At 63.8% G+C, this 13,072-nt stretch carries 7 protein-coding genes and 1 tRNA gene; 2 read left to right on the top strand and 6 right to left on the bottom strand.

The genetic code is table 11. The annotated features are described in order from the left end of the window. The first annotated feature begins 7 nt into the window (after positions 1-7). Positions 8-4,138 carry a CDP-glycerol glycerophosphotransferase family protein gene (locus OVY01_RS06480; RefSeq protein WP_267846540.1) on the top strand — a complete coding sequence of 1,377 codons (4,131 nt, stop codon included), beginning with the start codon at positions 8-10 and terminating at the stop codon, positions 4,136-4,138. Then, entirely contained in the window at positions 4,135-6,177 is a 2,043-nt protein-coding gene (locus OVY01_RS06475) for a capsule polysaccharide biogenesis protein (RefSeq protein ID WP_267846539.1), read from the top strand. Before OVY01_RS06480 ends, OVY01_RS06475 begins: the two co-directional genes overlap by 4 nt. A 42-nt stretch (positions 6,178-6,219) precedes the next feature. Here the strand turns inward: OVY01_RS06475 and OVY01_RS06470 are convergent, their stop codons facing one another. The 6 genes from OVY01_RS06470 to rsmB form a co-directional block, all read right to left on the bottom strand. After that, a complete protein-coding gene (locus tag OVY01_RS06470) occupies positions 6,220-7,212 on the bottom strand; it encodes a glycosyltransferase family 32 protein (protein WP_267846537.1) in 993 nt (330 codons plus the stop codon). A gap of 272 nt (positions 7,213-7,484) precedes the next feature. Next, positions 7,485-7,560, bottom strand: a tRNA-Phe gene (locus OVY01_RS06465). Between the two features lie 114 nt (positions 7,561-7,674). Beyond that, a complete protein-coding gene (locus OVY01_RS06460) occupies positions 7,675-8,412 on the bottom strand; it encodes a response regulator (RefSeq protein ID WP_267846535.1) in 738 nt (245 codons plus the stop codon). Next, the gene (locus OVY01_RS06455; protein WP_267846532.1) at positions 8,413-10,809 is read right to left on the bottom strand and encodes a sensor histidine kinase; all 2,397 of its coding nucleotides are present in this window, start codon (positions 10,807-10,809) and stop codon (positions 8,413-8,415) included. It abuts the gene before it with no gap. Beyond that, complete coding sequence (locus OVY01_RS06450; RefSeq protein WP_432422224.1) at positions 10,799-11,416, bottom strand: DUF4390 domain-containing protein; 618 nt, start codon at positions 11,414-11,416, stop codon at positions 10,799-10,801. The genes OVY01_RS06455 and OVY01_RS06450 overlap by 11 nt, the downstream gene beginning before the upstream one ends. 86 nt (positions 11,417-11,502) lie before the next feature. Continuing rightward, positions 11,503-13,044: a 16S rRNA (cytosine(967)-C(5))-methyltransferase RsmB gene (gene rsmB / locus OVY01_RS06445; RefSeq protein WP_267846531.1), complete on the bottom strand. Its 1,542-nt coding sequence runs from the start codon at positions 13,042-13,044 to the stop codon at positions 11,503-11,505. Positions 13,045-13,072 lie beyond the last annotated feature (28 nt).

Here is a 13,072-nt window from a genome sequence, read left to right as displayed (position 1 = left end):
TTATTCGGTGATCTCCGCCGTGTACGGCGCCGAAGACTATCTGAACGACTTCTTTCGCAGCCTCACGCGACAGACCCTGGACTTCAAATCGTCGATCGAACTGATCATGGTAGACGATGGATCGATCGATGCATCGGCGTCGGTAATCAAGAAATGGCAAGCACGATATCCCGGTAATATTTTATATCTGCACAAGCAGAACGGTGGCCAGGCGTCGGCACGCAACATGGGCATGAAATACGCCACGGGCGAGTGGTTGACATTCATCGACCCGGATGATTTCGTGGCCGCGAACTATTTCGAGGAAGTGGAAAACACCCTGTCGAGCGTCACGGAACCGGTCTCGATCGTCGCCTGCAAGCTGGTTTTTTACCATGAGAAAAATCGACGATACTCGGACTCGCATCCGCTGCGCTCCTTGTTCACAAAGCATACGCAGATGGTGGATCTGAGAAAATCGTGCAGACATATACAACTCTTCACCAACAGTGCCTTTTTCGAAAAATCCATCGTCACGGACAATGACATCACATTCGATGTGCGCATCCGGCCGACGTTCGAGGACGCGCATTTCATCAGCCGCTATCTTTCGCATACACTCTCCAGACCGGCGGCGTACATCGGCTCGACCCGATATCTGTATCGCAAGCGCCAGCAGAACAATTCGAGCGTGGATACGTCGTGGGAAAAATCCGGGCAGTACCATGACGTTCTGGAATATGGCGTGCTCGACATGCTGTACCAGTATCGGGACCGCTACGATGAAATACCGCTCATCATTCAGCGAACCGCTCTGTACCAGGTCATCTGGTATTTCAAGAAGATGCTGAACAAGCCCGCTGCGGCCGGGTTCCTCGGCAACGAAGGCAAAGAAAAATTTCTGCACCTGCTCAATCAAATATTCGAGCACATCGACACCGAAACGATCCTGTCCTTCGACCTGGCGGGAATCTGGTTCTATCACCGCGTCGGTTTGATCTCGCTTTACAAGAAAACAAGCATTCCCTTTCAAATCATCTACATCAGCGACTGCGACAGGGAACAGGGGCTGTTTCAGATTCTTTACTACAGCAAAGCAAGCAGCCACGAATCGTTCCACATCGGCGGCAGTCAGATTCGCCCTATTTTCGAGAAAACTCGCAGGCATACTTTTTTCGATACAGACTTCGTCGTGGAACGCATCATCTGGCTCCCACTGACGGAGGACGGAATGCTGGATGTGAAAATCGCGGGTTACGCAACGCGCTTTTCCATCGGCGCGCAGCACCGGAAAAAAATTTCGATCCTGGAGATCCGGCGCCATTTCGAAGAACGTGCGCGCGCGCGCCTGCCTGCGGGAACGGGCGCGCGCATGCTCAAATTCATCGCCCGGCTGCCGCCCGTGCGCCGACGTTTCTCCGACGCATGGGCACTGATGGACCGCAACACCCAGGCGGACGATAACGGCGAGCATCTCTATCGCCACATCGATCGGCATCATCCGTCGATCAACGCTTTCTACATCATCGATCGCCAGTCCCACGACTGGAAACGGTTGAAAAAAGACAATTTCCGCCTCGTGGCGTTCAACAGCCTCGCCCACAAACTACTTCTTCTGAACTGCTCGCATCTGGTCACGTCGCATATCGACGTCCATATCATTCACGCCTTGTCGCCGGCGACGTACGGCGACCGGATGAAATTCAAACTGACGTTCCTCCAGCACGGCGTCATCGTGAACGACATGTCGCCGTGGCTGAACACCAAAAAATTCTCGCTTTTCATTACCAGCAGCAAACAGGAATACCATGCCATTTCCGGCCACGGCACGTATAAATTTTCGCCTCGCGAAGTACGATTGACCGGCCTCCCGCGGCATGATGCGCTGTTCGATTCCGGGGCCCCGGAAAAATGCATCGTCATCATGCCCACGTGGCGCCAATCGCTGATGGGGCCGATCATCCCGGGAACCGGAAAAAGAGCATTGAATCCGAGATTCAGCGAAAGCCAGTATTTCCAGGAATGGAGCGCTTTGCTGCGCGATCCGACGTTCGCGCGACTCACGCAGGAGAAAGGCTATCGCATTGTTTTCTTTCCGCATGCCAACATCCAGCCCTATCTGGATTTATTCAGTATACCGTATTACATAACCGTGCTGACGCACCGTCAGAACAGCATCCAGGATTTATTCCGTTCGGGCGCCGTCATGATAACCGACTATTCGTCGGTCGCCTGCGAGTTCGGTTTCATGCAGAAACCGGTCATTTATTTTCACTACGAACGGCGACGGCGCGCCACCGGGGAACATCTTTACGAGTTCTCCGATTACACCCTGACGGGCTTCGGCCCGGTCGCGGAGACGGTCGAAGAAGTCACCGCCGCGCTCGATGACATCGTGGGGCGGGACTGCCGCATGGCAGACGAATACCAACGCCGCAGCGATGCGTATTTTGGTTACCGCGACACCCGAAATTGCGAACGGGTCGTGGACGCCATACGCGCGCTCGGCCAACCCGTCACCGGCGTGCGCCCCACACCTGCGCAATTGCGCGACGAAATCGGTCGGGCGTACGAGGCGGCCGCCTGGGGAGCGGTGGCGCAAGGCTGCGCCATGCTTCGTTCCCATCCGGACCGGTCGACGGACGACGACCGGCATGCAGCATTGTTCGGCGCCTGCGCCGCGCTGGACGACACCGCGGCCGGCGTACCCTCCCGCCGCTTTGTCGCCCAGCCAGCGTCGCGACGCTGGGAGCGTCTGCTCGATAACGCCGCGTGGGATCGTGACAGCGTCCTCCTCGCCAGGCGCCAGTTCTTTCTGGCACGGCTCGACGCCGGAGATTACCCGGGCGCGCTCATGGCGGTGCGGCAATTGCCGCGGGCGCAGGCGCGGGTCGGCGATCCGACCAGCTTCCGGATTCAGGCGCGCCTGGCCGGATTGGCCGCGGAGCACGACGATGTCCGGGTCACGCGTCGCATCGTCACGCGCCTGCTCGCGGCATCGTGGCGGAATACGGCCTATACGTGTTGCGACGGCGATCGGAACTGGCTGCGGGCGCTGGCGGCCTATTTCACCCATCGCGGCGACGACCTGAAGGCACGTTGCGCGTTGATGCAGTCGCTGCGCATGCATCCGGACGACGCGCCCGGCGCCAGACGGTTGAACGGCCTGCTGGACCGGTACGAGGAAACGCATCGTTCACGGCGACAGCGATCGGCCGTTTTTTGCGATGCGCTTGGCACGCGCGCGGCGCTATCGAGCAAGCCGCTCGACATCGCGATCTGCCTTGCCGCGGAGTGTCGGCTGGCGGAGGAATACGATACGGCAACCGAAATTCTGCAGCGTGCCCTCGGCGAAAGGCCATTCGACCCTTTCCTGCACCTGGAAGCCGGCGAGACCGCATTGTCGCGCGAGCGATGGCAGGATGCGGCAAAGCATTTCCGCACGGCCCGGCATGCGTTGCGTGCGAGAAATCTGCCACGCCTCGACCGCGGCTTGCTGCTGGCATCGAAACATCACGATGCCTGCCGCGGTCTCACCCGCATCGCCCGCAAGGCGCTGGCGGCCTATCCCGACGACTATGCCGTCGCAGCGGCCTTCGCAAGGGTCGCGCTTCGCGAACAACGCTGGCGTGATGCGGAGCAGAGCGCCTGCCGTGCAATGGAACTGTCGGCACGGCATGCCGCATCGCACCGCATCGAAGCCGGCAAGATCCGGTTGGCGACATTGCAATCCCAGGGGCGTGCCAGCGACGCGCTGCAACACGTCGATCACTTGATCAGCCTGGATCTCGTGGATCGCGAAATTCTCGAAGAACATGCCGCGCTGGCTTTCGGACTGGGCAAATGGCACGCGGCGGCGTGTACCTTCGAAAGACTTGCGCAAACCGCCGAATCCGATGCCCACAGAAGCCAGCTGATGCTCAAGCGGGCCCAGTCGCTGTGGTGGGAAGGACAGCGAAAGGATGCCGGCGGGATACTTCGCGATGAACTGGAGGCCCGCGGTTATGCGGCATTCGCCGCCAACGATCTCGCAGCGGCGATGGCCGCGTGGTCGCCCGACGGTATCGCGAATTACATCGGTCGATTCAGCGAGCATCTCCATCGACCCCTGCCCCGGCTCGCGTCGCCCATTCCGACGTGCGACGAGGGGGCCTCATGAGTGCGGCCGTTCCGGGAGTCGTCGCCATCCCGTCCAGGACGCTTGCCCGGCGCCCCTTCATCGATACCCTGCTGGGCGCGCGCGTTCGGGCAATCGGCCCGGCGCTACCTCGCGCGCACGGCATCGCCGCAAGGGAGATGCCGTGCGCGGAGCGATGGACGGCCGTCGCCGGCTGGGGTAACCGGCCCAGCGGGCAGCGCGCCGCGCAACTGGCGATGCACTTCGGCCTGCCCCTGTGGCGCCTGGAGGACGGCTTCCTGCGCTCCGACGGCGACGCCACCGACCCGCAGGGCCTGTCGCTCTGCGTGGACGACGTCGGCATCTACTACGATGCACGCGGTCCTTCGCGCCTGGAGCGATTGATCGCCGCGGCGCCCCCCGCCGGGTCCGGCCGCCGTTGCGACGCCTTGCTCGCCGCCTGGCGCGACCACAGGCTCTCGAAATACAACCATGCCCGCGATGCCACCACAACGCTTTTTCGCGAACATGTCCTCGTCTGCGATCAAACGCGCGGCGACCGCTCGATCGAAGGTGCACTGGCCACGCCCGCGACCTTCCGACACATGCTCGAAGCCGCGCTGGACAACCATCCCGGTCATCCCGTCGTCCTGAAGCTGCACCCCGATGTCTTCAGCGGACGCAAACGGGGGCACATCGATTCGCTCTCCGCCGGCATGGCATCGCGCATCCGGATACTGGGATCGCACCAGCACGCGCCCGACCTCCTGGAACACGCAGCCGCGGTCTACACCGTCAGTTCGCAGATGGGCTTCGAGGCACTTCTGTGGCGTCGGCCGGTGCACATCTTCGGCATGCCGTTCTATGCGGGCTGGGGCCTGACGACCGATGCCCTGCCCGCGCCCGCGCGCCGCGGCGCCGCCGATCTGCATGCGCTGGTGCACGCCGCCCTCGTCGCCTATCCCCGCTATGTCGATCCCGAAACCGGCCAACGCTGCGAAGCCGAACGCGTCATCGCGCACATCGCCCTGCAGCGCCGCATGCGCGCCCGGTTTCCGCAGACCGTCCATGCAATCGGCTTCTCGCGCTGGAAACGGCCTGCCGCGCGGGCATTTTTCAGCGGCAGCGAATTGCGTTTCATCCGCTCCGCGCGGCAACTCCCAAAAAACGCGGAGGCCATCGCTACCTGGGGCCTCGGAGCGCGGCCGCTGCCGGCGCATGCCGGGGCGCGTACATGGATTCGCGTCGAAGACGGCTTTCTGCGTTCCGTGGGCCTGGGTGCCCGGCTCGTCTCGCCGCGTTCCTGGGTGCTCGACCCACAGGGTCTGCACTACGACGCGCAGGGACCGTCCGGCCTGGAAACCTTGATCGAAACGGGCCCGTTCGACCCTGCGCTCCTTGCCCGCGCACGGGCGCTTGCCAGCACCCTGACCGCCCGGCGAATCAGCAAATACAATCTGACGGGCGCCGCGTGGCACCGTCCCGCCAGCGCGGGCAACGTGTTGCTCGTCGTGGGACAGGTCGAGGGCGATGCCTCCCTGGCGCGCGGCAGTCCGACGATCGCCACCAACCGCGCCCTGCTCGAAGCCGTCCGCGCCCTCGAACCCGATGCGTACATCGCTTACAAGCCGCACCCGGACGTGGTCGCGGGCCTGCGCAGGGGCGCCGTCCCCGCGGATGTCCTGCACCGTCTTTGCGATGCCGTGCTGCGCGACACGCCGGTGCTCGACGCACTGGCGCAAGCCGACGCGATCCACGTCATGACCTCGCTGACGGGATTCGAGGCACTGCTGCGCGGGAAGGTCGTCGTGACCCATGGCTGGCCCTTCTACGCAGGATGGGGACTGACCCTGGACCGGTGTCCGGCGATCGCGAAACCCCACCGCCGCGCCGCCTCGCTCGAGGAATTGATCGCAGCGACGTTGATCCTGTATCCCACGTACATCAGTGCGGCCACCGGCAGGTTTACGAGCCCCGAGCGCACCTTGCACGAACTCGGCGAAATGCGCGACGGGGCGCGCCGCATCGAAAAGCATGGCCGGTGGCCCGCCTGGCTGTTGCGCTGGGCGACAAGAAAATGAGAGGCAAATGAGAGGAAAAAGAGGCGAAAACGCGATGGCCCTTCAATCCGGCAGATCTTCCGCCAACTCGCGCAGCAATTTTCCGATGATGGACCTGTCGTGGTAATCGCCGGCATCCACCTTCGCGGCGAGCGGCTGCCATACCTTCCCGATCATTTTAAAAATATTGCCCTCGACGCGGGCCGCGTCGAAATCCTTGGCGGCACTGTCGTCGGTCAGGAAAGTGACGATTTTTTCGACATTCCAGGAAAAATTCACGGCCAGCTTGAAAGCATCGAACTCGGCCGGCATCACGCTCAGAACGTACGCGTTTCGCCTTCGCATCAGCACCTGGGCGGCCACGTGCATGGTGAAATACGAAAAACCGTGCATCCCCTGCAGCAAACCGTTCGCGTCGTACGATTTCTGTAAAACGGAAAAATAGGCGTCGGTTCCGATCTGGATGCTTTTTTCGAACTCCGCCAGCCAGTCACTGATGAAGGTGCTATGCGGGGGAGCCGCGACGCACCAGTTCTCGACCATCGGATGAAACGGGTCGCTGGTCCGGGTTTTGTTGAAATAAGCGACCACGTCGCTCCGGCTCTTGATTTGAATATCGACGAGGTAATCCAGAGGCTTGAAGACGAGTGTCGTGGCATCCAGCCATATTCCGCCGTACCGCTTCAAGAGCGCGAGTCGCACCCAATCCGATTGCTTCTGCACAGATTCCGTGCAGAAACCAGGCGGAATGTCGCAGACAAAATTTTTCAAGCTCGCGCTCGTTACGACGTTTATCGCATAGTCCGGATTTTTGCTTTTCCACGATTGAATGCAGGCGCCGACGGTTCGGGGCAAGCGCTCCGAATCCCAATAGGTCCAGATTCTTTTCGGTATGGGGGCGTGGCGGCCGACTCCCGCCGCTGCGCCATGCCAGGTGAGAAAACGCGGCGTATCGCCGCGCGGTTCGGCGAAAGCATCGCGGCTTTTCTCCGCGCAGTCGTTCGCTCGGGTGTTTGATGTACCGTCAATGCCCGTTCCGGAACCCATCGATGTCATCGCCGCCGCTCCACCTTGCACAAAAGGGGGGATATTCGCACTCGAATCCGCGAGCCCCTGCCAGCCGGGATGCCGACGTATTCGATATGCTGGCATCCGGTCCGCCCATGAAATGGGTGTGCGCCAATTTTACCGGCAAGCGACGATCGAATGGGGACGGCCCACGAGCTTGCGTACAGAGAACGACGAAATGCAAAAAGCCCTCCGTGGAGGGCTTTTTGCGGGAACACGCGTGGGGAATGAAATCGCATTCCCCACGCGTGTTGAATTCGTGGTGGCCTGGGTCGGAATCGAACCAACGACACGCGGATTTTCAATCCGCTGCTCTACCAACTGAGCTACCGGGCCACGAGAAGCAAGACTATAGCAAGCGCTTGCGAATCATGCAAGTGCAAACAGCTCGACGGCGCGGATTTCACGGCGATTCATCCACTGCGCGCTGCTTCCAGGCCGACCTCGCACCTATTCCCCACCCTTGTTGCGCGTCAGATCCACGCCGAGGTGACGCATCTTGCGGTACAGGTGCGTGCGCTCCAGACCGGTTTTTTCCGCCACCCGCGTCATGCTGCCATGTTCGCGCTGCAGGTGATATTCGAAGTAGGCCCGCTCGAAGGCATCGCGCGCGTCACGCAATGGAATATCGAAGGAAATGGCCGCCAGGCGCGCCTGCTGGTAGGACTGGGCGTCGCTGCCGATCGCCACGCCCACGGGCGCGGGCGCGGCCAGCGGCGCCAGGTTCGACGGTGCGGGCGCGGGTGCGGCCGCCGCGGCCAGCGCGCCCGAGGAAACGGCCGCCGTGGCGGCCGCACGTGCCGCTTCCGGCACCGGCAACGACGCACCACGCGCCAGCCCCTGCTCCACCGCCTTGAGCAAGCGCTGCAGGGAGATCGGCTTTTCCAGAAAATTCAATGCACCGATCTTCGTCGCCTCGACGGCGGTATCGATCGTCGCATGTCCCGACATCATGATCACCGGCATCGTCAGTTGCCCCTGCAATGCCCACTCGCGGAGCAGCGTGACGCCATCCGTATCGGGCATCCAGATGTCGAGCAACACGAGATCCGGCGTCGAGTGCTGCCGATATTCGCGCGCCTGCTGGGCATTCTCGGCCAGTTCCACCGCATGACCCTCGTCGCCAAGGATCTCCGACAGCAACTCCCGGATCCCCATTTCGTCATCTACCACCAGAATGGTTGCCATTTACCCTACCCTTGTCTGCGCGATTGCTTCGCCTTTGCGACTGCCTTCGTCACCCACTTCATTGCTGCCCTCGACATCCGCCAGATGCATGAAAAGGATCGACACCTGCGCGCCGGCGACACCTTCCAGGCCCTGACGGCTCCGGTTGCGCAGGTCGATCCGGCCACTATGCTCGTCGACGATTTTCTTCACCATAGCAAGTCCCAGGCCGGTCCCCTTCGCCTTGGTCGTGACGTAGGGCTCGAACGCGCGGGTGAGGATCCTTGCCGGAAAACCCGGACCGTTATCCGATATCGACAGACGGACCGCGACGCGCCGCTGCCCGTTCTCGTCCCGGTCTCCATATTCTACCGATCTCGTCTCTACCGATACCTGCGGCTGCGCCACCTCGGCGACCGCATCCTGCGCGTTCTGTAGCAGATTATGAATCACTTGCCGCAGCTGCGTTGCATCGCCACAAATCACCGGCAGCGGTTCGAGCGCCACCGACATCGCGCCCTTGCCGTCCTCGACGCCATAAAGCGTCAGAACCTCGGCGACCAGATCGTTCAGCTGGAGGTTCTGCATCACCGCCGGCGGCGTGCGCGCGTACTCGCGGAAATCGTCCACCATCCGCTTCATCGCCGCCACCTGATTGACGATGGTGGTCGCGCCGCGCTTGAGGAAATCCGCATCGACCTGCGCGAGTTTCGGCGATAGCTTCATCTGCAACCGTTCGGCGGAGAGCTGGATCGGCGTCAACGGATTCTTGATCTCGTGCGCGAGCCGGCGCGCGACTTCACCCCAGGCGACCGAGCGCTGCGCGGAAATGACGTCGGAAATATCGTCGAACACCACCACGTAGCCGGCCGTGGCTTCGTTGCCGAGCGCGCTGACCAGCCGGGTACCACGCACCAGCAGCGTCAACGGCTCGGCCTCGCCGGCCACCGGCACCGCGAACTGCTGTTGCCAGTGGCCCTCCGGACCGCGCAGGTCGACCGCATCGCGCTCGGCACCCTCCGAACGGTGACGGCTGGCGACATCGCGATCGGCGAACGCCTTGCGCACCATCTGGGCGAAGTCGCTCAATCCATCGATTTCCGCCAGTTGCCGGTTCAGTTGGTCCTGAAACGGTTGCCGGAAAATACGGTCGGCGCCCGGGTTCGCGGTCGTGAGCTTGAATTGCCAGTCGAACACGAACACGCCCGCGGTCAGGTTCGCCAGGATGCTTTCGAGATACGCCTTCGACTGCTCGAGCGCGAGCCGGTTGGCCTCGACCGCGCCGCGCGCCTCGGACAACTGCCGCGTCATCGCGTTGAACATCTGCGTGAGGAAGCCCAGTTCGTCGTTGGTCTTGATTTCACGCTTCGGGGTATAGTCGCCGCGCGCCACTTCCTCGGTGCCGCGCGCGAGCAGGAACAGCGGCCGGGCAAGCTGATTGCCCAGCACCAGCGCGAGCATGATGCCGATGAAGGTCGCGAGGAACAGCGCCAGCGTCAGCGTGCCGATGTACATCTTGCGCAGACCCGTGCGCCCCAGCGCTTTTTCCTGATATTCGCGATAGGCCTGCTGGACCGCCTCGGCATTGCGCGCCAGGCTGGGCGAGACCGGTTGCAGCAGTTGCAGGAAGCGGTCGTCGCCCTGCAGCTGCTGGCCGTCGTAATAGGGAATGCGGATCAGCACGCGCATGCGCAGCGTGCCCTTGTCGCCGCCGTCGAGTTCGCCCTCGGTGTTCGCATAGCCCCGCTCGGAGGCGGCGGCGAACATCCGACCGGTCGGCAGATCCGATAACTGCTGCGAGAAGGTCGACGAGGCCTGCGCCTGCGCCAGCGTCGTGACGCTTTGCTGCATGCCATGGTGCAGGGTGCTGCGCGAGAGCACCGCGGCCTGCTGCACGCCGAACTGGTCGCGCAGCCGCAACAGGGTCAGCGTCGTGTTCGACTCCCCGGCGGCGGCCAGCTGATCGGCCATCGTGCGACCTTTCGCTTCGAGGTCCGTCAGCGAGTTGGCGAGCATGCCGCGGCCGAGGGCCAGCCCCGAATCGAGCGCGGTCTCCACGTTGATGTCGAACCAGGACTCGATGCTGCGGGAAACGAACTGCAGCGACACCAGATAGATGATGCCGCCGGGCAGCACGCCGACCAGCGCGAAAAAGATCGCGATCTTCGCCAGCAGCCGCGTGCCGAAGCGCCCCTGTCGCAGCCGGACGACGATCAGCCCGACGAGGGCGGCCACGACCAGCATGAAAATGACCGCGACCGCGACGTTCGCCGCGTAGAGCCAGGAATAGTAACGGTCGAAGAATTCGGTATTGGCGCTGGCGAGCGCGAGCAGGACGAGCAACAGCACCGCGGTGACGGCGACCGTCGCCACCAGCAGGCGGATCAGGAAATTCTTCAGATCGAAGCTATTTTCCATGCTCGATCACATTGAAGTTGAAGTGCAGCCAGTCCGAGGTGAGATTCCAGTCCCGGTTGTTCACCGCGTCGATCTGGAACGGCTTGGGCATCTGCGCCATGTCCAGTTCCATCTTGACCGCCGCCACGTAGCTCTGCCCGGGTACGACCTCGTCCGGATCGATCACATGCCAGGACGTGACGTGCTTGATGATCGCGAGCGCCTGGTCGAGCGAGGCCACCGCGAGGTGCAGCCCGCCTCCCGACGAGATCCGGTATTCGCGCGTCAGCGGCTGGAACGACAGCCGCACGCTCTGCGAGGTGCTGACGGCCTGCTGGTCGAGCCAATACCAGCGTGGCCGGGTCAGCGTGAATTCGGTCGTGAAATAAAGGGGAATGCCCTTGCTGACGGCATCGGTCAGGCTGCTGTTGAGCGTGAAATCGAAGCGCGCGTCGAGGTTCCAGCCGCCCGCCGGGTCGGCCTGCAGGGACGCGCGCTGGACCGCGATCGTATCCGCGGACGCAACGCCGGTACCGCCCAGCAGCAAGGCCAGCACCAGTACCCAGGACAGGATCAGCGGCGGCCACAGGCCGCCACGTGAGCGCAACGGCCACGACGGCCACGACAGCCGCCGCGGGAGTCCCGCCGGAAGCCCGCACGTGGGCCCGCGCAGGGTCCAGCGCGGCAGCAGGCGCAATGAGGCGCGAAAGGAATTCACCGTTTTTGGAAACGCGCGTAGAAGAAGCCGTCATGGTCCGGCCCGGAGCCCTCGCCCGCGACGGTGGGCATCAACTGCCCGGGAGCAGTCAATCGTACAGCATCTGGTCGCCCCTGTTCAAACCATGCGGCCTGTTCCTCGCTTTCTTCCGGAAAAATCGAACAGGTCACGTAGAGCAGGATGCCGCCCGGCGCCACCACCTGCCACAGCGCGTCCAGGATGCGGCGCTGCTGCTGTACCAGCGCACGCAGATCGTCGGGACGCCGCAACCAGCGGATGTCCGGGTGCCGGCGCACGATACCCGAGGCCGAGCAGGGGACATCGGCCAGCACCCGGTCGAACGGCTTGTCGTCCCACCAGGGCGCCGCCGGATGGCCGGCGTCGCCGACGACGACGTCCGCCTCCAGACGCAGCCGGCGCAGATTGTCGCCGATGCGGCGCGCGCGCGGCGCATCGCTCTCGAGCGCCACCAGGCGGATGTCGGCGAGTTCGAGCAGATGACCGGTTTTGCCGCCCGGCGCCGCGCAGGCGTCCAGCACCCGCATGCCGTCCGCGACGTCGAGCAGCAGCGCGGCGCGCTGCGCGCCGGCATCCTGCACGGACACCACGCCGTCGGCGAATCCCGGCAGGCGCTCCACCGCCATGGCCTTCGCCAGACGCACACCGCACGGCAGCGCGAGTTCCGCGGCGATGCCGGCCTCGTGCAAGGTCGCCAGATAGGCCTGCGGCGTGGCATGGCGCCGGTTGACCCGCAAGGTCATCGGCGCCTGGACATTCCCGGCCGCCAGCACGCCGTCGCTTTGCTCGCCCCAGGCCTGACGGACCGCATCGATCCACCAGCGCGGATAATTCCAGCGCGCCACCGGATCGCGGCGCGCACGTTCCAGCAGGGCGCTCTGCTCCCGCAGGAAATTGCGCAGTACCGCATTGACGAGGCCGCGCGCGAACGCGGTTTCCGGCGCGGCAGCCGCGGCCCGCACCGCTTGGTCGACGACCGTGTGCGAGGTATACGGCGTATCCGTCGCGTTCAGCAAGGTCAGTGCGCAGGCGAGCAGGTCCCGCACCCGAGGCGCCGGCGCCTTGGGCACGAGCATCCCGATCACGGCATCGACCAGCGCCAGTTCCCGCAGCGTGCGATAGGCGATGTCCTGGGTGGCGCCGTGCCAGTCGCTGCGTATCGCCCGTTCCGCGCCCGCGTCATGCGCGGACGTATCCTGCTCGCGGCTGGCAAAGATCGCGGCCAACGCCGCGGGCAGCGCCGCACCGGCCCGCACTGCGCCCACCACCGTCGCGCCGGCGTCGAGCGCGTATGCCAGTGAGTCCTGGGGCAGCCCGTGCCGGGGTGACGATGGGCGGGGGGACGGTTTCGACGGCTGCGCGGTGGCCCGCACCGGCGACCCGGCGCCGCGTGGCGCGGCGGGGCGCGCCGGTTTGCGCGGGGCGTCCCCGTTCCGGGCGGCGCGGGATGCCGGAGCGGCGACACCGCCTGGGCTTGCGGATCGCGGAGTGCGCGGAGCGCCGGTCTTTCTGTCGGTCATGGAGGGGTGAGCGGCTCGGGCGCGTGAG

This window comes from Robbsia betulipollinis (assembly GCF_026624755.1).
In the GTDB taxonomy this organism is placed as follows: domain Bacteria; phylum Pseudomonadota; class Gammaproteobacteria; order Burkholderiales; family Burkholderiaceae; genus Robbsia; species Robbsia betulipollinis.
Note: the sequence above shows the minus strand (reverse complement) of the source record. Positions and strands in the feature narration are given on the sequence as shown.